The 17,699-nt window shown below is 55.7% G+C and carries 24 protein-coding genes; 11 read left to right on the top strand and 13 right to left on the bottom strand.

Annotated elements, in window-relative coordinates:
• Positions 1 to 54 precede the first annotated feature (54 nt).
• Positions 55 to 618 (top strand): hypothetical protein, encoded by a 564-nt coding sequence (locus NDO75_RS25240; RefSeq protein ID WP_310909340.1) that lies wholly within the window; start codon positions 55 to 57, stop codon positions 616 to 618.
• A 17-nt stretch (positions 619 to 635) separates the two neighbouring features.
• On the opposite strand, the gene NDO75_RS25235 is transcribed toward NDO75_RS25240, so the two are convergent.
• Together NDO75_RS25235 and NDO75_RS25230 are read right to left on the bottom strand one after the other, a co-directional pair.
• Positions 636 to 2,054, bottom strand: a complete 1,419-nt coding sequence (locus NDO75_RS25235; RefSeq protein WP_310909339.1) for a hypothetical protein — start codon at positions 2,052 to 2,054, stop codon at positions 636 to 638.
• On the bottom strand, positions 2,051 to 3,475 hold the full coding sequence (locus NDO75_RS25230) for a hypothetical protein (protein ID WP_310909338.1): 1,425 nt from the start codon (positions 3,473 to 3,475) through the stop codon (positions 2,051 to 2,053). The genes NDO75_RS25235 and NDO75_RS25230 overlap by 4 nt, the downstream gene beginning before the upstream one ends.
• Before the next feature lie 112 nt (positions 3,476 to 3,587).
• On the opposite strand from NDO75_RS25230, the gene NDO75_RS25225 reads away from it, so the two are divergent.
• From NDO75_RS25225 to NDO75_RS25205, 5 genes are all read left to right on the top strand, one after another.
• A complete protein-coding gene (locus tag NDO75_RS25225) occupies positions 3,588 to 4,436 on the top strand; it encodes a hypothetical protein (protein WP_310909337.1) in 849 nt (282 codons plus the stop codon).
• Between the two features lie 161 nt (positions 4,437 to 4,597).
• Complete coding sequence (locus NDO75_RS25220; protein WP_310909336.1) at positions 4,598 to 5,230, top strand: hypothetical protein; 633 nt, start codon at positions 4,598 to 4,600, stop codon at positions 5,228 to 5,230.
• 91 nt (positions 5,231 to 5,321) lie between these two features.
• Positions 5,322 to 5,888, top strand: a complete 567-nt coding sequence (locus tag NDO75_RS25215) for a hypothetical protein (RefSeq protein ID WP_310909335.1) — start codon at positions 5,322 to 5,324, stop codon at positions 5,886 to 5,888.
• Between the two features lie 57 nt (positions 5,889 to 5,945).
• On the top strand, positions 5,946 to 6,380 hold the full coding sequence (locus NDO75_RS25210; RefSeq protein ID WP_310909334.1) for a TRAM domain-containing protein: 435 nt from the start codon (positions 5,946 to 5,948) through the stop codon (positions 6,378 to 6,380).
• A 157-nt stretch (positions 6,381 to 6,537) separates the two neighbouring features.
• On the top strand, positions 6,538 to 6,810 hold the full coding sequence (locus NDO75_RS25205) for a hypothetical protein (RefSeq protein WP_310909333.1): 273 nt from the start codon (positions 6,538 to 6,540) through the stop codon (positions 6,808 to 6,810).
• Between the two features lie 85 nt (positions 6,811 to 6,895).
• Here NDO75_RS25205 and NDO75_RS25200 read toward each other — a convergent pair whose 3' ends face one another.
• Entirely contained in the window at positions 6,896 to 7,591 is a 696-nt protein-coding gene (locus tag NDO75_RS25200) for a nucleotidyltransferase family protein (protein WP_310909332.1), read from the bottom strand.
• Positions 7,588 to 8,262 carry a helix-turn-helix domain-containing protein gene (locus NDO75_RS25195; protein ID WP_310909331.1) on the bottom strand — a complete coding sequence of 225 codons (675 nt, stop codon included), beginning with the start codon at positions 8,260 to 8,262 and terminating at the stop codon, positions 7,588 to 7,590. The genes NDO75_RS25200 and NDO75_RS25195 overlap by 4 nt, the downstream gene beginning before the upstream one ends.
• Before the next feature lie 492 nt (positions 8,263 to 8,754).
• Here NDO75_RS25195 and NDO75_RS25190 point away from each other — a divergent pair, with 492 nt between their 5' ends.
• A complete protein-coding gene (locus NDO75_RS25190; protein ID WP_004594451.1) occupies positions 8,755 to 9,627 on the top strand; it encodes a ParA family protein in 873 nt (290 codons plus the stop codon).
• The gene (locus tag NDO75_RS25185) at positions 9,620 to 10,105 is read left to right on the top strand and encodes a hypothetical protein (protein ID WP_310909330.1); all 486 of its coding nucleotides are present in this window, start codon (positions 9,620 to 9,622) and stop codon (positions 10,103 to 10,105) included. Before NDO75_RS25190 ends, NDO75_RS25185 begins: the two co-directional genes overlap by 8 nt.
• A gap of 285 nt (positions 10,106 to 10,390) precedes the next feature.
• Here NDO75_RS25185 and NDO75_RS25180 read toward each other — a convergent pair whose 3' ends face one another.
• Positions 10,391 to 10,822 carry a hypothetical protein gene (locus NDO75_RS25180; RefSeq protein WP_058365045.1) on the bottom strand — a complete coding sequence of 144 codons (432 nt, stop codon included), beginning with the start codon at positions 10,820 to 10,822 and terminating at the stop codon, positions 10,391 to 10,393.
• A 132-nt stretch (positions 10,823 to 10,954) separates the two neighbouring features.
• On the opposite strand from NDO75_RS25180, the gene NDO75_RS25175 reads away from it, so the two are divergent.
• Together NDO75_RS25175 and NDO75_RS25170 are read left to right on the top strand one after the other, a co-directional pair.
• On the top strand, positions 10,955 to 11,530 hold the full coding sequence (locus NDO75_RS25175) for a hypothetical protein (protein WP_058365044.1): 576 nt from the start codon (positions 10,955 to 10,957) through the stop codon (positions 11,528 to 11,530).
• A gap of 46 nt (positions 11,531 to 11,576) precedes the next feature.
• Positions 11,577 to 12,017, top strand: a complete 441-nt coding sequence (locus tag NDO75_RS25170; protein ID WP_058365043.1) for a TRAM domain-containing protein — start codon at positions 11,577 to 11,579, stop codon at positions 12,015 to 12,017.
• Between the two features lie 88 nt (positions 12,018 to 12,105).
• Here the strand turns inward: NDO75_RS25170 and NDO75_RS25165 are convergent, their stop codons facing one another.
• From NDO75_RS25165 to NDO75_RS25150, 4 genes are all read right to left on the bottom strand, one after another.
• Positions 12,106 to 12,318, bottom strand: a complete 213-nt coding sequence (locus NDO75_RS25165) for a stress response translation initiation inhibitor YciH (protein ID WP_235853656.1) — start codon at positions 12,316 to 12,318, stop codon at positions 12,106 to 12,108.
• A 199-nt stretch (positions 12,319 to 12,517) separates the two neighbouring features.
• Entirely contained in the window at positions 12,518 to 13,171 is a 654-nt protein-coding gene (locus NDO75_RS25160; protein WP_089769851.1) for a hypothetical protein, read from the bottom strand.
• Positions 13,172 to 13,183: 12 nt separating this feature from the next.
• Positions 13,184 to 15,103 carry a cation-translocating P-type ATPase gene (locus NDO75_RS25155; RefSeq protein WP_123115057.1) on the bottom strand — a complete coding sequence of 640 codons (1,920 nt, stop codon included), beginning with the start codon at positions 15,101 to 15,103 and terminating at the stop codon, positions 13,184 to 13,186.
• Positions 15,104 to 15,107: 4 nt separating this feature from the next.
• Positions 15,108 to 15,323, bottom strand: coding sequence for a heavy-metal-associated domain-containing protein (locus tag NDO75_RS25150; protein WP_006667201.1), 216 nt, complete (start codon positions 15,321 to 15,323; stop codon positions 15,108 to 15,110).
• Positions 15,324 to 15,520: 197 nt separating this feature from the next.
• On the opposite strand from NDO75_RS25150, the gene NDO75_RS25145 reads away from it, so the two are divergent.
• Complete coding sequence (locus tag NDO75_RS25145) at positions 15,521 to 16,045, top strand: helix-turn-helix domain-containing protein (RefSeq protein ID WP_123115056.1); 525 nt, start codon at positions 15,521 to 15,523, stop codon at positions 16,043 to 16,045.
• 210 nt (positions 16,046 to 16,255) lie between these two features.
• Here the strand turns inward: NDO75_RS25145 and NDO75_RS25140 are convergent, their stop codons facing one another.
• From NDO75_RS25140 to NDO75_RS25125, 4 genes are all read right to left on the bottom strand, one after another.
• Positions 16,256 to 16,549, bottom strand: coding sequence for a hypothetical protein (locus tag NDO75_RS25140; RefSeq protein ID WP_058365174.1), 294 nt, complete (start codon positions 16,547 to 16,549; stop codon positions 16,256 to 16,258).
• 9 nt (positions 16,550 to 16,558) lie between these two features.
• Complete coding sequence (locus NDO75_RS25135) at positions 16,559 to 16,927, bottom strand: SHOCT domain-containing protein (RefSeq protein WP_058365173.1); 369 nt, start codon at positions 16,925 to 16,927, stop codon at positions 16,559 to 16,561.
• A gap of 126 nt (positions 16,928 to 17,053) precedes the next feature.
• Positions 17,054 to 17,275 carry a hypothetical protein gene (locus NDO75_RS25130; RefSeq protein ID WP_058365172.1) on the bottom strand — a complete coding sequence of 74 codons (222 nt, stop codon included), beginning with the start codon at positions 17,273 to 17,275 and terminating at the stop codon, positions 17,054 to 17,056.
• 99 nt (positions 17,276 to 17,374) lie between these two features.
• Positions 17,375 to 17,539, bottom strand: coding sequence for a hypothetical protein (locus NDO75_RS25125; RefSeq protein ID WP_170964505.1), 165 nt, complete (start codon positions 17,537 to 17,539; stop codon positions 17,375 to 17,377).
• Positions 17,540 to 17,699 lie beyond the last annotated feature (160 nt).

The following is a 17,699-nucleotide window of genomic DNA, read 5'->3' as shown; positions in this document are numbered from 1 at the left end:
ATCTGGCGTGCTCCATTAGCTATCTCTTTGTGGCTCCAATTAGACCCGGACAATATGTCGAAGCCGGATATTGAAGTCCTCGACGACGGCGACGCCTATCCATATTCGTCGCATATCAGCGTAGCAGGTACAGAACTCCAGCTGGGCGATCTTCTCCTCGTGTTTGATTCTCCCGACGACAATGGTGTCAGCTTCTTCGAGCGTGTCTATGGGTTTACTTGGCCGGGAATTATCACTCACGTCGTCGATGGGCCGGTTCCTGCTGAGTTCCACAATTTCGAGGATTTTGCTGCGGATCTCGACAGCGGGAAGTTCGCGGTCGCCAGCAAACGCGAACAAACGAGCTTCTTCGTCGACGAAGACACCGTCCGCACTATCACCCTCTACCGATACCAGTACCAGGGCAGGTGGCAGCCGATCGTGATTGATGAGCGACGAGATCCACTGGAGAACACCCTCTTCAATGAATCAATTACTCTCTGTGAAGATGGAGAGCAGGTAATTGAAGAACTACTCGGGACGAGTTCCCCTGAGGAGAAGCAGGAGGTTGAGCATATCTGCGAATTTCTGCGGTCTGCTGGTTATCAGCTAGATCCAATCTCTGATTCAGACGAATAAGCCTCTCACTCACCGATTCACATATAGTAGAAATACTGTGGCCGAACCTCTGAAATGGACTCCGTATCTACCTCGGAGAGGATTGTACCGACACGCTTTGCAACACTCACGGTTGCGGGCATCCGAATTGCGTAGTCCGATGTATTCCAGTCGAGTTTTGTGAAAAAGAGAATCTCCTTACAGATCTCTAACGAAGGTGTCTCACAAATCTCGTCAGGTCGGATCTCAATCGGTGATGGTACTCCACTCCCCTGATAGGTCGTCTCTTCCGGGACATATCCGGATGTGTAGAGATAGTGGACGTCGTCATCAGGGACGCTCAGGAGGGTTCCCCGCATGGCGGGATAATCCGTAGGCGGGAACAACCTGACCTTTGGCCGCCTACGAACCCAGACTAGATCTAAATCGCGAACACCGTCTGTGGCATCAAGCAACCCTTCACGTTCTTCTTCCCAGAAGACAGATGGCTTATGAAGGACGAACCGGCTGGGACGTGTCCCTTTCTGAGCTTCGTAGTATTCCAGAATCTGCTCACCTACCTGGCTAGCCGCCTCATATGAGAGGTGGGGAGATCCATTCTCGTCCTCGGTGATATCCGGGAGTGGATCACTCTGGAGGATAATATGGTCCCGTCCGTGAAAGACGTGAGCAAGAGCAGCTCGAATTACATCATCTCCTTCGTCTCGCTCTCTGTAGAACGAGAGTCCTGCGTAGCAGTGCCCATCTTCGATCTGCCGAGTTTTCCAGGGATGCCCTCGTTGAGACTTGTATAGAAGTCCAACTGTAAGATTCCAGGCCCGAGATGCTCGCTGTCGGTCAGTACGGATTGCAAGTGTGGATGGCTTAATCAGCTGTGTGGGGATTCGAGCCTCCATCCCGATCAGCTTGATTCGATTTCGCAGGTCAGAACCTTCCGACTGGATTCGTGCATGGTCCTGGTTCTCAGGAGTACACGCGTCCATCACTTCTTGCGGAATACAGACGATGATTGCGTTCGGCTGAACCGAATCCCGTTCGATTATCTCTATGTCTTTCCGCACTAGCTTCAGGAATCGCTCCATCCGATCTCTGGGGGTCGATTTACTCGTAACAGATTGGATGTCTCGTCGGCGAATTTGGCGTCTCCAACCCTTCTTTGCATTGATGGAGAGATTGAGCGGGGAACTCTTACCAAGGCCGGGATACGGAACCTGCCACGGATTATCACTCGTTCCTGGATGGATCCCGACCTCCATATCGTGAAGTAGTTCGGTCAACCGGCGGATTGAATCTCGATCGCCGATAATCCCGAGTTTGATTGTATGGTGTCCTTCTTCATAGAGGCGTGGACCATATCTGATAAGGCCTCGTTTGGGAGAGGTTTCAGTACCTCCTTCAAACTGAATCTCTGGCTCCTCGAGGTGACGAAGCGTGAACGGGGAATCTTCAGGCGTCATTGTTCAATTCCACCTGCGTTTTCGAGATCAGAAGCTGACTCGATGAGCTCATCACGTTCGTCTCCATCTTTGGGCGGGCGGACATTGAGGGACAGCGAGTCAACTCTGGTCACTTCGAGTTCCTTTACGACGGGTATCTTTTCATCCATAAATCGATCAAGCTGGGTCTGATCCGACATCAGCAACTCTTCCCAGACACGCAGCTGGCGGTCGTACTTACTATTCTGGGCGTGGAAACGATTTGGCGAGAAGTCGTTTTGGAGCCGCGATTTACGCTCGCCTGTTACAGGTCGACGACCGTCAGAAGTGAAGACTTGTGTGGGTAGCAGAACGTAGTAGTACTCTTCCGCATAGCGCCGCACTCGTACTTTGACACCGCGGTGGATGACATCGGGGTAGGAGTCTAACTCCTTTGCAACCCATGATCGACCTAGTTTTCGTTCGGTACCGTGCTGTCTGCGATCCAGTTCCGGGTATACGGTTGTTCCTTTCTCACGGTTGATGAGACAATCGTTGTCTCTTGCAACGAGAGTGAAAATCCCCCTGAGAAGGGATCTTACGATGTTTTCACGCTCCTCTTCTTGAGCCCGCGTTCGGAGGAACTCCTCGAACTCTCGCGTTTCGAAATGGTCCTCGTGTATGTAATGACGAGTAGACCCCGGAAGATGGTCCGGATGAACGAGCGAATATAATTTCCGCTCGTGAAGCTTGATGGGGAACGCTTCGTTGTTGTAATTATAGACGCGAGCAGATTCGGCTTCCTCTATCGTCTCTATGATGTACAGTGTCTCTGGGTAGCGGGTTACCTGAAACAGATTCGTCGCATATTCTGTTTCCTGAGAAACCGGTTCATACGAATGAAGATATGGTTCGTACTGGAACCGTTCTGTTTTCTCGAGTTGATGAGCTTGTTGACGGAGATCATCGTATGTACCTACGAAAACATGGGTATCGATAGCAAAATCTCGGAACTCATCTACATCAGTATCATCTAGCCGATCTACGACCTCATCGTTGACGCCGTCTTTGAGTTTATCGTAGAAGTCAACCAGTTTCTGATTATCGGTGACATCTCGATCGAATAGGGCTTTCCAGAGCTGGTCATTAGAGAGTGTCTCCGTAAAAATATAGAAATCAAAACGGTGGGGTTGGGGCTGTTTGATATATTCGAGGAAATACCGGGCGAGTTCGTCTCTAAAATCGTTCGGGCTGAGGCCTGTGGAATACGCTTTCGCCTCGGCTACCACTTTATCGCCCGTAGCTTTGTTCACAAACTGAATATCGTCAAGCGTAGAGTGGAAGGCTGAATCCCGCTCAACCATGTAATTCAGCCCTTCCATGTACTCAATGACAACTTCCTTATAGTCCTCCCCGCGTCGCGCCGTCCCTTCCCGCTCTTTATATAGATTGTAGATGGGCACGTTGTATCTCGTTACAAGGAAGTCTCGTGTGAATTACTTTTCCCTCAGTCGTTGGATAGTCTACTGGGATCCGACGGTACTTCTATAAAACGAGCGGTATATATTGGAGATAATGAACCGCGAGGACTTGGGAACGACTCTGCGCCTCCTCAATCGCGAACGTGGGGCCGCGGATGCGTTACCGAAAAAGTCGCTTCACAAGCTCCTCTACCGTATTGACGTCAAATCTGCCGAGCGAAATCTGGATATCTCGATCCCGTATTACTGGTATCTCTTTGGTACCGTCTCTCCAGCCACGCCCTCGACTGTCCCCTCAGCCAGTATTAACGAGCCCGGACTTGAAGATCGCCTACGTTCTGTTGTCTCAGAGGCTCTCTCTGAATATTACGAACATGGATTAGAATGGCTCACAGACCGAATGTATGATGATGCGCCGTATCAGGTTCAGCGGGATTTTCGGGAGTTAGATAAGAAAATACGAACGTTACATACGGAGTACCACGATTTCTTTGAGGTTGACCCAAGCAGAGAATCAGTACTCAGCTCCGTCCACGACACTTTTGAATCATTTCCAAACGACCGATTTCCGGAGTACGATCGACCACTAATCAAGTGGTATAACGCGGTCACTCGAGAACTCCATTCGCATTCTCCTGATCCCTCCAGATTGATGACGGTAAATGTAACGTTCTGGCGCATCTTTGCACTCGAGCTTGCTCAACGGCATGCCCAGGGAATGTCTCCGGAAGAGGTCCGTGGGAACCTCGGTATAACCTCGTTTGAGGAGGCTCAGAGTTCTGCGATCCAGAAACTTGACGAATTCGAAGAGGAAGACCTTGATGCGAAATTTTCTGGATTAGCGACTGAACTCGAATCTGAACGGAGTGCAGCTGACGAACTTGTTGCTCCGATTCTTGAACGCCGGGGAATTGCGCACGAGGATCTCCATCCGGGCCAATGACTCGATACTTCGTAGACACTAACGTCCTCATTGGACTCACGTTTTCTCACGACCGGTGGGCCGTAGAAGCAGAGCGTATCCTAGACGGTCATAACACGCTCTTCACGAGTGAGTTTGTGATCTACGAGTATTGCAGCCGTCCACAAGGAGCGCCTCGAGTTGTGTCCGACCCCGATCGGCTACAGGTTGACCCTGACGATACCGATGGCGTGTTCGGGACCGTTCTTGAAGACTTTCAAGAGAATGTCGAGGATAATATCCCAATGTACAATCGAGAAATCGATTTACAGCGCTACGATGGGCTTTCCTTTGAGAGGATCTTAGAGATTTTCTTCGATAATATTGAGGTTCGAAGTCAGGCCAAGCCACACTTTGTTCGACACTTCCAGAACTACTTCTCCTCGCGTGAAATCACCCCACGGAATGCGAAACGGTGTGTCGAAGATCTTCGAGATCGTGTTCTCCACGACGCAAAGGAGCGGAAAGACGCACTAATGGATGCTGTCCACGTCATGTCGTCAACTTATGACGATCAGGAGCGCGCTCGCGGTCTAGTCAAGGAGCACATCGGAATTCGAGAGTCCCGGATTCCTCCAGTAGACTCTCAGTGGCTTCTTGACGCAATAGGGCTTGCAGAACGCGATGTGCTTCACCGTGTTGTGACCGGAGATAAGAAAGACATCGTCCGATATCAGCAACAACTGACGTCATTATTTGATGTTTCAATCCTCTATATTTTGGATGAGTTTCATACTCGTTCCCAAGTCGGTCAGGATTCACACGAAATCTTCTGATTACGCAACGACTGGTTAGAAGGTACACTGTCGCCGGAGCTGAGGTCCACTCTGACAGGAAGTACTTATGGGTGCCGTCCGGACGAAGCGTATGGGACTCTTTGAGACCTTATTTAGCTCATCCACCGGGGATACTGTCCCTCAGGCACAGCGACCGAGTCAGCACGAAATCTTCCCCGAGGATAAGTACAATGTCGCATACGCTGTAGCCGCTCGGCGTGAAGAAATTCGGGCGTTAGAACACCTTCTAGAAGCGGATCAGACCTCACCTACCGCCTTGGAGGCTGAGCCTTTCCTTCAGGATATAATCGAAGATATGGAGCGGGATCGGGAATACTCCCTCCGCCTTCGCACCTCCGGGGAGGAGCTCGTCGACGATATCCGCGAACTCACAGAGCATTGGGACAATCAGGTAGATGAGCAGATAGGGACGATTTGGTGGCCTATCGGAGCAGATACGACGTTCAAGTTGTACCTCCATTATCTGGAACTCCGTGCTGACGCGGAGGATGACCAATTTTCGTTCCCGGAGTCTGCTGGACAGGTTCACACTCTCGTCCAACGTGGTCTTAGTACAATGGAAGATGATGACGACTCGAAGCTCGCTGTAGTCCACAAGCGAGACATTCCTTGGGAAGAACCAGCTGAGGACAGCTGATACAGTTCGCTCCTTCTCAAAGAGACCGATTAATTGTATCCAGTATCAAACCCAGTTATGGTAGAAATCTCAGACTCCCTGTGTTCGCTGTTCACTGCCAAAATTAAGGAGAAGGATGGCACATTCGTCATCGAGATACCTCCGAGTGAGATCAAGCATGGGGCGCTGACTGTTGATGAAACGTACCGCATCGCTCTTCTTGATTCATCCTCCGAAGCTGAATCAACATCTCCACAGAGCCCACGGCATCCCGCCTCTCAGGAAAGCACGAGCCATGATTCATCTGGTCCTCCTGTTGATGAGGGAGAAGTGCGCGACGTGACAATCGAAACCGTCGGTGATCAAGGAGACGGTATTGCGAAAGTCGAACGGGGGTACGTCGTGATCGTTCCTGGCGCTCAGCCCGGCGACGAGCCAACAGTCGAAATCGAACAAGTTCAGGAGAACGTCGCGTTTGCGAGCATCGTCGATAGCGATCCGCGAGCACTCTAACCCATTGTCCCTTCTGTGGATCGATCTTCTTCTCGATAAACCATCGGTGTGAGAAGGCTCCGTTCGCGTTTGTCTGATGGAGGTGGTTCTGAAAGTCACGTCACGTTTTCTTCACGCGTTCGCGATGGCACAACCCTCCAAAGCCGAAATACAATCTATGACAAAGGAACCGATTGAGGTACTCGACGACCTGGCCAACCAGGTCGCCGATGAGTTCGAGGCGTATAGACAGCCGGACGAACTCAAGGATGTCTCGCTCGTGATCGAGAACAGCGACGAGGAGCGTCCGACGCTAATCGTCCACGTCGATAGGGAGGATGCGGAGTCCCTTGCCGACCGTATTGATGAGTTCCTCCGCGAGCACGGTGCTCGTACTGAACGGGAACGACACTCAGCTACGGATGTCCGTGTGTTAGCGACGGTCGACTGACAACCACCCCTCCAATTTTTTGACTGACTGCAAGCACCGCTGAAGGGCCTTATCTTTACTTCTGGTCAAGGGAGTCCCGACCGATTCAGCTCAGATGGTCAATCTGTGCAGACAGATACTCTTGGAGAGCGGTGACCGTTTCTTCTGAGACAACTGAGGCCCCGAAGTCACTCCGAAATCCGTGCTTGAGTTCGTCGCTCTCCAAGATATCCAGTCCACGCTCAAGTTGCTCCCGTAGGGCATTGTCGTCCCCTCGCCGCAGATGGGGCGTGACAGCGTTGAGGTCGATCTCTTCAGCCACTGCCAGGACGTCTCGGAGGTCCGTTTCTCGGCCACTGTGGAGCTTTGCCGCCACGAGGACGGCCCCATCGATGACTCTGGCCGTCGTCCTCACTGTGCCCCCGCTCACCTCCTGTTGGTGGCTGTGGTCGTACAGGTAGTCGAACGACCACTGTGCCTCCGTCTGGCGACACCCGAGTCCGTTTACCAGGAGATCGAAGCCGATCGGCTGCTGCGGCGTGAGCCGCTTCTCGTACTCGATTACTTCGGTGTCGTAGAACCATTTCTTGGCGTGACTGTCCGTTTCCTCGAATCCCTGCTGTTCGAGGAACTCGACGAAGTCAGCCTTGGAGTCCGGCGCGACGACGATATCGAGGTCCGTGGAGAAGCGAGCATTGAACGCTGAGACAGCGTAGCCGCCAACAAGAACGTACTCGTGACCCTGTTGGGTGAGCTCCTCGAGCAGTTCGATGAGCGCGTCACTTCGGTTGTTGAAGCTCATGGCTGTGCCCGTTCGGTCTCTCGATACGTGACGCCGAGGTCGAGGTCCTCGTACATCCGGTCGAGCATCGCCAGCCCCGACTGGAACTGGGCGTAGTTCTCGCGCATGTACTCGATTGTCTCTGCTCTCGGGATCACCGGGTACCCTTCGACGTGCTCGATATCGAGTGACGCGTGTGGCTCGAGGACGATCTGCAGCGGTCCGTCCAACTCGTCTCGGGGCTGTCGTTCGAATGCGGTCGGGAGGTCGAACGACTCGAAAAACGCTTCCCAGGCGTCGACGTCCCGCTCACGGACGGCCAGGAACAGCGGATAGTCATCCGGATTCCGCCCAACTTGGTAGCCGCCCTGGGTCCACACGTAGACGGCGTCGATCCGTGTGAATGCGAACGGCCAGTCACCGAACTGCGGGATGACGTAGGCCTCCTCGATGGATGGTGGACTGACGCCGGCGCTGGCAGCGACGAGCTCTCGTGCTGCGTCCCTCACGCGCTCGTCGACGACAGTGAGGCCGTCGTCATAGGTGACGTAGCCTGCGTCTTCCAGCCGATTAACGGCCTGTCTTACCGTCTCATACGGCGTGTGGAGGTGTTGGGCGACACGACGGATGGAGTCACCACTCTCGATAGCGAGGATGATCTGCGCCGCCGTGTCGTCGAGCACCTCATACATCTGCTGATTACCAATAATCCGGTAACAGTTAAAACTCTTACTAGAGGATGGATCGAGCGGCTCTGGCTGAGTTCTATCACTCAGGACCCTCGTATTGAATGGCTGGAGAATGTAGATCTCATAGCCAATCTGCATAATGTGAATAATGTAGATAATCTAAATTGGGTGTCTTTAATTGGTTGGTGTGGATGGTAAGGATCGCGATGTATACGTATGAAATGCTGATAATCTAAATTATGTAGATTGCGTAGAGTCGACGGTGATCATGCCAATTGAGGTTGTGCCAACAATCTGCGAAATGTACAAAATGTAGATTGTGTAAATGGTGTACGCAATCTGTCTGACGCAGAATTAAGGTGGACGAGCTTCATTGACCGCATATGACCAGAGCGAAACTTACATTATCGACAAAACTCGCGCAACCTTCAACATCTACCCAATGTACATTACCTACAAAATGTACAAAATCCGCTCCTTACGGGGTGCTGAGCTATGAGTGCTGACGAGTTTGAAGGGCTCCCCGGAGCAGCTGTCTCGTTGCTCAAGGGAGGGGTAGGGAAATCCACGATCGCGCTCAACATCGCTGATCGACTCGCTGCTCGTGGCCATGAGACGGTACTATTGGATCTGGATAAGGACGGACACATGACGACCCAGTTGGGATACGACGATGCGTACGACCGAGATGCGAACCTCGGTGACGCCCTTATCGATGGCGAGGACCCCGAAGACCTGCTTATCGAGACGGACTTCGGCGTTCACCTCCTCCCGTCGAGTAACGAGCTCGAGAATGTTGAGACGAGGCTGAAGGACGAACGGTTCGCAGACGTGAAGCTTCGGCGGAACGTTGTCGATCCGCTCATTCAAAACGGATACGACTACGTGATAATTGATGCCGCAGGCGGCCGTGGGAAACTCTCCGACAACGCCCTCATCGCCGTCCAGCGCGTCATAATCCCGCTCATCCCGCGTGCTGGCTCGATCAACGGCCTCAATAAGATGATTGAACGCCAGATCTCCCCAATCCGGCAGAATATCGGGTTGGATATCCTCGCAGTCACTCCGAATATGATTCGCGAAACAATGGGACAACGCAACGAGCATCGGACTCTCGTTGAAAATCTCAACCGGGAGTTCGGTTCATTCGTCCCCGAGTACGCTCGTGTGGACCCGGAGATCTTCGATGCCCTCGATGATTCGGGACGCACCATCGATAGTATTCCGAAGCCAGGGATTCGCGAACGGACCGCGATTTCTCGCGCGTTCAAGCAAGGAATGCCGGTCTCGGAGTTCGACGAAGATTGCGACCAGATCCCGAATTTCGACCACTTAGCGGACCTCGTGGAGGAACACAGCCATGCCTAATGAGGACGACCGTTTCGGGGACGTCGCTGAACAGCTCAAACAAACGGAGGACGGAGCTGAATCGGACGACGACGAACGTACTGACACTCAGGATGAACCGCAACCGGATGAAGAGATAACTACTGAGGACACAGAGTCGGAGACTGAGTCCATTCCTGGGCATGATGAGGAGGATGTGGACGAATCCACCGGTGGACCGGCCTTCTCCTTTGATGAGACCGATATGCACGGCTTCTATGTCCGGGAGGACACGTGGGATGGCGTCACCCGGATGCGATCATCGGTAACTGCTGCGTGCTCTATGTTTGATGTTCCCGAATTTGAGGGGAGAGAGTTTCAAGATGCCTGTCTCCGGGTAATTGCGGACCACGGTGATGAGGTCGCCCTCCAGATCCTCCGGGAGCGTGGTATCGAAGCCGATGAGGAACGTGTTCAGGAAGTTGTGGAGATGCTGAGCGAGCAAGCTACGAACGACTAACATTGGATTTGGGTGATTTCCCCCATCATCCAGATTTCGTGCGCATTGTACATTATGCAGATTGTGTAGCAAGCCATCTGCTTGCAGTCTCGCGATTATTCTCGGAACCGGGTCCGAACGCACAGCCTCGGAGGATGGAATTGATGCGTGCCTTCTGTTACGATTCATCTGTTCTGAATCGAAATCGAGACTGATCTCCATTGTGGGCTTTGCGCTGGTTACATTTCCAGAATATCTCGAATGTCGAGCTCTCCGTTCAGCAAAACGCACGCTCCGCGGTCTATTTCAGTTCCGTTCATCTGGACGGTCGACGTCTTCGGCGGTCTTGATTTCGTCCGTTTTCTCGACTTCGGCGAATAGCTCTCGGTACGCATCGGGCTCGAAGAGGTTGTTCCGGTCGAACAGCTCGCGGGCGGCATTGGTGAGCTGAAAGAACCGGTATGGCTGGCCCCGCTCGAGCCCCTCACGATCTCGCTCGATGGCCTTGATCAGCCCCACCTCCTCCAGCCGAATGAGGTGGTCGGTGAGCGTCGACGCGGCGACGCTCGGGTTGTAGTATTCGAGTTCTTTCTTCGAGGGCGCGCCTTTCGGATGACCGACAATCGTCCCGATGATATTCGCGCGGGTCGTGTCGTCGAGGGCACTCAACGCTGCGATCGGATCGAGGCCGGCCGCGTTCTCGGCTGGCGTGAGCGGGGTGGCGTCAGGCCGGGACATTGTGTCTCAGTGTTTGTCCCCTGGTCAGATAACCATTTCGGTGAAACTCGAAGTGGTACCCAGAGTGCCGGGGCATTCCACTTCCGGTCGTATTTCCGTACCGTTAGGTGGCGGTAGTGAATCCTACCCAGTATGACCAACGACGACGCTACCCGTCCCGTCATCGACAAATTGGGTGACCAGCCGGGCGAGACGCTCACACCCGAACGGGTCGAGGCGATCCAGACCGCGATGCACGAGGACCTCGGACGATTCATCAACAACACGTCCTACTTCGTTCTCGGTTCCTACGGTGAGGAGGAGCGACCACGATTGGAGGCTGTTCGCGACCAACTTGCGAGCGATGCCGCAGCCTCAAACTCCGATGATGGTGTCGACGCATTCCTGATGGACGATATTCTGGACATCTCGGAGTTCTTCACGTCGAAATTCAAGCTGTTGGTCAGCTACGCGGATCATATCGTCGGGGTGTACGAACACTCCCAGGGCGGACACGCGTGGGAAGCGGGCTACATCGATCAGCCGACCTATCGGGAGCGAACGCGAGCCTTCTATCGAACGTACGAGACTGAGGAGGAACAGTACGCGGCCTACGACGGGATGTTCGCACACTATCTCCTCTCGATGGAGCGGGTGGATCGTGCGTACACGTGGACGACGCCCGATGACCTTCGTGACTATATTGAGGATGCTTACGCGCCGGACTGACGGCGTGAGGAACGACTATTTGCGTCGGATACTGAATCTTCTCGTGATGGTCGACATCCCTGATACACTTCGCTCGGTATTTACTGCGACTATTGAGTCCGAGGACGGAAGCTGCACATTCGAGGTTCCAGCGAGTGAGGTACGTCACGACGCTATTCAACCCGGTGAAACGTATCGAATCGCTGTTCTCGAAACCGGGCATACAACGGCGCTATCCGATACACCGTCCGCGGACAGATCGTCTGAGACCTCCCCGACCACTCAGGAGCAGGGACCCCCCGAGCCGCCTGTTGAAGAGGGTGAGATTCGGGAGGTGACGATTGAGACGATTGGTGACCAGGGCGACGGCATCGCGAAGGTTGACCGCGGTTACGTCGTGATCGTTCCGGAGGGGCAGCCCGGTGACGAACCGACCGTTGAGATCGAACAGGTGCAACAGAACGTCGCCTTTGCTACGATCGTTGAGCCGGACCCCCGAACGCTGTGAGTGCTCCTCTACCAAATCGTTTAGTTGATGCTGTCGGTAACGACGGAACCAGTGGAGTGTTCTACAGGATATGAAGAATCGTACTGTTTTATCTGACGGAGTATCCGTTTGCTTTGAGAAGTTCGCGGACGCGTTCCTCGTGATCGCCCTGGAGTTCGATGTGCCCTTCTTTGACGGTGCCACCAGTTCCAAGTGTAGATTTCAGTTCTGAGGCGAGTGAGTCGAGATCGGTGCCACCTTCGAACCCCTCGACGACGACCATTTTCTTTCCATACCGGCGTTCTTCCGTTCGGACAGTCACCTGTTCTGTCGCCCGATCGAGATCAGCGAGCGGATTGCCCCATCGAATCAGTAGCGTAGATAATTTCGATGAGATGGTGCGAGAGCGGTATTCTCATATCAGGCTGGAGAGTTAGGAGACGTTGCTATCGAGGCGCTCGAAGATATCGACAGTATACCGCAGTGAATTCATATAGCGTACGAGGGCTGCACTGTCGTGTTCACACCGCTTCGACGGTGAACAGCGAATCGTCGTTGAGGACGACCTGCACGCGCCGGTGCCAGGCCTCGGCGAATGCCGCCCGCTGCTCCTCGCTCGCGGACCCCTCTAGAATCCGCTGGAGATTCCCGATTGCGGGGCCGCCGTCGGGAACGTCGCTGACGTGGTAGGTCACTTCAACAGTCTCGTCCGTATCGGTTCGCCGGAACCGGAACGTCGGTTCGTGCGTGCCCGGGTCGAACGCGTCGAAGACGAGGAGATCACGACGGCTCCCGTGACCACCGGCGAGCCCGCTGAATCCGTCGTCGTCGGTCGCGCCAGTCACGTACGAAATGATGCGCCCCATCACGCCGTACGCAGCATCGTCTCGCGGGCCGGCTGCCTGGACTTCGATTTCGCTTCGGATTGGATAGTCATCGGGATACAGGGCATCGAGCCCGAGCTGGACGATCCGGTAGGCGCCCGAGGCAGTCGGACAGGAGTGACCGGCCTCTTTCACCGCGTCCGTGTAGGTGACGACGAACGGATCGCCTGATGTGAGGACGCCGAGGGCCTCCGCGACGGGGTCGCGGATTTCGATCGGGTCGGCGTCGTAGTCGACCTGCCAGTCGGTGCTAGTGTGCGTCGCGTCAGTCGCAGGTGAATTTGTTGTCATTGGTTGTGGAGATTAGTGTCGGAGCAGTCGCATCCCGTTGAGGATGACGAGGAGAACGCTGGCTTCGTGGACGAGCATCCCGGCGGCGAGCGTGACGTAACTGGTGAGCACGCCAGCGAGCAGGACGGTCACGGTCAGCACCGCGAGCCCGACGTTCTCGAGGACGTTCCAGCGCGTCGCTTTACTGAGTGTGACCGCGTACGGGATGCGTTCGAGGTCGTCGGCCATCAGCGCCATGTCCGCCGTCTCGATGGCGGTGTCCGTGCCGGCAGCGCCCATCGCGATACCGACGTCGGCGGTCGCCAGCGATGGCGCGTCGTTGATGCCATCGCCGACCATCGCAACGACGTGGCCGTCGGCCTGGTATTCTTCGATGACGGTCTGTTTGTCCTCGGGGAGGAGTTCGGCGCGGTACTCGTCGATGCCCACTTCCCCTGCGACGGCACTTGCCGTCCGCTCGTTGTCGCCGGTGAGCATCACCGTCTCGATGCCGGCATCCTGAAGCGCCGCTACGACGCCAGGAGCGGCCTCTCGAAGTTCGTCGCGCATCGCGATCACGCCGATGATGCTGCCGTCTCGCACGACGTGGACGACCGTCTCACCGCGTTCCTCGCGGCCACGGACGTACTCGGCGATGTAATCCGGGATGTCGATGCTGCGGTCGTCGAGCAGCGCTCGGTTCCCAACGACGACCTCGTGGCCGTCCGTATGGGCGACGACACCCTTGCCGGCGACCACGTCGAAGTCATCCGGATCCGGAACCGACCGGTGTTCGGCGCTCGCGGCATCGGAATGGGCGACCGCAGTTCCGCCATCGGTTGCGGCGGTCGGACGGTCGCGTGCTGCGTCGACGATGGCGTCGGCGAGGTGGTGTTCGCTTTTCTTCTCGGCAGTCGCCGCGAGCGAGATTACCTCGTCGTCGTCGACGCCAAACCCCTCGACGTCGGCGACGGTGGTCTCGCCCTTCGTGAGGGTGCCGGTCTTGTCGAAGGCAACGAGGTCGATCTTGCCGGCACGTTCGAGGTGTTCGCCACCCTTCATCAGGACTCCCGACCGGGCGGCGTTCCCGATGGCCGAGACGATGCTGACCGGCGGTCCGATGACCAGCGCGCCCGGACAGCCGATGACCAGCAAGGTGAGCGACAGGATCGCGTTCTGCGTGACTGCGTACGCGCCGATTGCGAGCACGATGACGGCTGGGGTGTAGTACTTCGCGAACCGGTCGATGAGACTCTCCGTGGGCGACTGGGCCTCCTGGGCCTCCTCGACGCGGCGGATGATGCGCTCGAGCGTCGTATCCGAGCCCGCACCCGTCGTCTGGACCTCCAGTGCGCCTTCCTGGTTGACCGTCCCCGCGTAGACTTCGTCACCGTCGGTCTTGTGAACGGGCGCGCTCTCGCCGGTGACCGGGGCCTGATTGACGGCACTCTCGCCGTCGACGACGCTCCCGTCGACCGGGATCTTTCCGCCCGGTTTCACGATGACAACTTCACCCTCCTCGACGTCGCGGGCAGGTACTTCTTGGAGGTCTCCGTCGCGACGGACGGTCGCCGTGTCGGGCGTCATCTCCAGAAGTTCCTGGAGGGCCGTCCGGGTCTTCCGCATCGTCCGGCCTTCTAGGTAGCTGCCGAGGCTGAACAGGAAGACGACGGCGGCAGCTTCCCAGTATTCGCCGATGACGATGGCACCAATGGCCGCCAAGGTCACGAGCGTCTTGATGCCGAGCGTTCGGTTGGTGACCTCGTAGTAGGCGGTTTTGGCGATGTCGTAGCCGCCGATGATCGCCGCGAGGATGAGAATACCGGCACTCGCTGTATCGAAGCCGGTGAAGTGGCCGAGGCTCCAGCCGCCACCGTAGAGGAGGCCGCTGGACGCCGTGACGATGGCTTTCCGGTTCTTCCGGTAGTACTGTGTGATCGTTTGTGCGTTCATTGGTCTAGGCGGGCTGGGGCGTGTAGCCCTGGTTTTCGATGGCCTGTGCGAAGGCGTCGGGGTCAGCGACGTCGTCGTCGTACTCGATCTCGACTCGGCCGGTCGTGTAGTGGACTTTCACATTCTGGACGCCGTCGACGTTCGAGAGGGCGCGTTCAACGGTGCTCGCGCAGGTCGGGCAGTCGAAGTCCATCACACGGAGTTGGGTCGTTTCGTTCATCACAGTTCTACGTAGCACCCGGACCGCCATATACATTTTTTAGATGATATGTTTGAATAGAGATATAGGTCGTTGGAACAGTCCAATAGGTCGTCTAGGGCTTCGACTCGATCCGACCGCAGGCCAGTCGTCCGGTCGAAGTGCTCGACAGCAGTGTTCGCCGCTACCTTTTCCCGCACGTGTCTCACAGTCCCATTATGAGCAGTTCCGGTGCCGACCACCATCTCGACGACATCGCGATCAGGGATACCCGCGTTTCGGACGCCATCGACGAACCAATGCGAGCGATGATCCTCGACATACTGGCCGATGAGGCACGGACGGCAGGCGAGGTTCACGACCGACTCACCGATCGAGGGATCGAGCGGACCGAAAACACCGTTCGGCACCACATCAACGAACTCCGCGATTCCGGACTCGTAGACGTCGTCCGCTTTGAGGAGGGGCGTGGCGGCACGACGAAGTACTACCACGCGAACACGATCGTCCTCTCGTACTCACTACCGGGTTCGGCTGATGCCGCCGTGGAGGAGATGACGGATGCTATCCAGCCGCAGGTCACGGAGGCACTGAACCATCTCACGGAGGAGTACGAGGAATCTATCGAGGAGATCACAACGGAGATGCAGCCGTGTGACCACTGTCGGAACCAGAAGTACGAGACGTACGTCCTGCTGACCGTCCTGCGGCGAGCGTTCGTCCGCGCTCAGCGGGAATCGTAAGCGACGCCAGTGACTCATAACGATATTTACTGACTCGGTCCATGGTGAGAGACTCCGTTGTTGTTGGATCTTCTGGTCACCCCATTCAGGACCCGTGTTCCCCGTGTCGCGCACGATCACCCGGGTGAAACGAATTGGCAGATGAAATCGCACGCCGTGAAGAGAACGTTAACAGCGTCGATATCGTCGAAACACGAGTGATTGGGGGCGTTAATCGTTGTCGAGTTCGGAACCCGCGTCTCCTTCGGCGAAGATTCGCCGGGAGATGATCGTTCCGTCAGAGATGGAATCAGGTTCGTCACGGCGGACGAAGCGTTTCTTGAGAACGTCGTAGGCGAACAGACTCGCACCGATGATAACGAAGCCCCAGTGGTAGCCTCCGACGTAGATCGTCCTGTCGACGCCGTCGCCACTGCCCGGGAGATTTCCAACGCATCCGGAGAGACCTGCGATGCCGGCTCCGAGCGCAGTGAGAAACTCGCGTCGCTGTACTGTCGAGGACATGATTGCAGACTACTGCGACTCCTCGCGGGTGAGTTTCGCACGCCGTTCCTCGAACTCCTCGTCGGAGAGGTCGCCACGAGCGTACGCCACTCGGAGTTCCTCGAGTGCTCTATCGCTGGTCAGCGACGACCCGACACCACCGACGAGGCCGCGATAGAGGAGGTAGCCGATGCCGACGAGGACAACGAGCCAGACGAGCATCATTCCGATACCCCACAGCGGTGAGAGGCCGCCGGCCATGCCACCACCCCACCACCAGCCCATCATGCCCATCATCGGCATCGCGAACACCATCATCAACAGCGGGAACAGGACGATCACCGCGAGGACGATCAGGACGATGCGGAGCAGGCCGTCGGACGTGCGCTCTTTTGACATAGTGAACCACTACGGACTTCGTTGGCTGCATTCATAAAGTTGGACGGCCAGTACTGCTCCGTTGGTGGTTCCTAGGTTGGGTGGCGGCTAATACGTCGCTCTGTGTCTTGCTTGGGGCGAATCCACTCAGCAGCAGTCGGGGTCGTCGGGCGACCACTCACACGCGTTGCCAGTCGTCAAGTTGTTTTCGTCAACGTAGGTCGAGAGACACGCGTAGTTGCAGAAGTAGGTCGGCGACCCGCAGTCGTCGGTACAGTCGCGCACACAGATCGGGTCGTGGTCGAAGATACGCGACCTGCAGTAGGCGCACGTCTCATCAACGTTGGGGAGTTCGACGGTCGTAGACATACCTGTGCTACGGGCACGAGTCAAAAACGCATTTCGCCAGCTGACCATCGATATACTCCGCCTCCGGGCTGAAGGCGGTGTGTGAGTGACAAGGAACGACTAGAACTCGATCGCTCCGATCATCGGCTCGCCGACACACTTCGGGCAGACATCGGTGTCGTATTCCGCCATACAGTGTCGGTGGCAGGAGATCCCGCAGTGCTCGCAGACGAACACCTCATCGTCGCGAGCGCATTCCGAGTCACAGATGTAGCACTGAACCATGGATACTCGAACCTTGACTTGAAAACCGCATCAACACTATGTTCGGGGCCTGATAGATGTCTGATTTTCATGACGGCTACCGACCAAGTCTACTCCTGTTTGGAGACAAAAGGAATGCCAAATCGTTGGCTATCCATTGCTCTCTTCGTGATACAACCCG

This window comes from Natrinema sp. 1APR25-10V2, from assembly GCF_031626495.1.
GTDB lineage: Archaea > Halobacteriota > Halobacteria > Halobacteriales > Natrialbaceae > Natrinema.
This window is presented reverse-complemented; position numbering and strand designations above follow the sequence as displayed.

What these genes read in the sequence shown, in the direction of transcription:
- NDO75_RS25145 (WP_123115056.1), top strand. Translation starts at nt 15,521, where the DNA reads ATGAGCAGTTCCGGTGCCGACCACCATCTCGACGACATCGCGATCAGG.
- NDO75_RS25235 (WP_310909339.1), bottom strand. Translation starts at nt 2,054, where the DNA reads ATGACGCCTGAAGATTCCCCGTTCACGCTTCGTCACCTCGAGGAGCCA.
- NDO75_RS25155 (WP_123115057.1), bottom strand. Translation starts at nt 15,103, where the DNA reads ATGAACGCACAAACGATCACACAGTACTACCGGAAGAACCGGAAAGCC.
- NDO75_RS25240 (WP_310909340.1), top strand. Translation starts at nt 55, where the DNA reads ATGTCGAAGCCGGATATTGAAGTCCTCGACGACGGCGACGCCTATCCA.
- NDO75_RS25185 (WP_310909330.1), top strand. Translation starts at nt 9,620, where the DNA reads ATGCCTAATGAGGACGACCGTTTCGGGGACGTCGCTGAACAGCTCAAA.
- NDO75_RS25170 (WP_058365043.1), top strand. Translation starts at nt 11,577, where the DNA reads ATGGTCGACATCCCTGATACACTTCGCTCGGTATTTACTGCGACTATT.
- NDO75_RS25125 (WP_170964505.1), bottom strand. Translation starts at nt 17,539, where the DNA reads ATGGTTCAGTGCTACATCTGTGACTCGGAATGCGCTCGCGACGATGAG.
- NDO75_RS25160 (WP_089769851.1), bottom strand. Translation starts at nt 13,171, where the DNA reads ATGACAACAAATTCACCTGCGACTGACGCGACGCACACTAGCACCGAC.
- NDO75_RS25180 (WP_058365045.1), bottom strand. Translation starts at nt 10,822, where the DNA reads ATGTCCCGGCCTGACGCCACCCCGCTCACGCCAGCCGAGAACGCGGCC.
- NDO75_RS25130 (WP_058365172.1), bottom strand. Translation starts at nt 17,275, where the DNA reads ATGTCTACGACCGTCGAACTCCCCAACGTTGATGAGACGTGCGCCTAC.
- NDO75_RS25175 (WP_058365044.1), top strand. Translation starts at nt 10,955, where the DNA reads ATGACCAACGACGACGCTACCCGTCCCGTCATCGACAAATTGGGTGAC.
- NDO75_RS25215 (WP_310909335.1), top strand. Translation starts at nt 5,322, where the DNA reads ATGGGACTCTTTGAGACCTTATTTAGCTCATCCACCGGGGATACTGTC.
- NDO75_RS25205 (WP_310909333.1), top strand. Translation starts at nt 6,538, where the DNA reads ATGACAAAGGAACCGATTGAGGTACTCGACGACCTGGCCAACCAGGTC.
- NDO75_RS25190 (WP_004594451.1), top strand. Translation starts at nt 8,755, where the DNA reads ATGAGTGCTGACGAGTTTGAAGGGCTCCCCGGAGCAGCTGTCTCGTTG.
- NDO75_RS25150 (WP_006667201.1), bottom strand. Translation starts at nt 15,323, where the DNA reads ATGAACGAAACGACCCAACTCCGTGTGATGGACTTCGACTGCCCGACC.
- NDO75_RS25200 (WP_310909332.1), bottom strand. Translation starts at nt 7,591, where the DNA reads ATGAGCTTCAACAACCGAAGTGACGCGCTCATCGAACTGCTCGAGGAG.
- NDO75_RS25195 (WP_310909331.1), bottom strand. Translation starts at nt 8,262, where the DNA reads ATGTATGAGGTGCTCGACGACACGGCGGCGCAGATCATCCTCGCTATC.
- NDO75_RS25225 (WP_310909337.1), top strand. Translation starts at nt 3,588, where the DNA reads ATGAACCGCGAGGACTTGGGAACGACTCTGCGCCTCCTCAATCGCGAA.
- NDO75_RS25135 (WP_058365173.1), bottom strand. Translation starts at nt 16,927, where the DNA reads ATGTCAAAAGAGCGCACGTCCGACGGCCTGCTCCGCATCGTCCTGATC.
- NDO75_RS25210 (WP_310909334.1), top strand. Translation starts at nt 5,946, where the DNA reads ATGGTAGAAATCTCAGACTCCCTGTGTTCGCTGTTCACTGCCAAAATT.
- NDO75_RS25140 (WP_058365174.1), bottom strand. Translation starts at nt 16,549, where the DNA reads ATGTCCTCGACAGTACAGCGACGCGAGTTTCTCACTGCGCTCGGAGCC.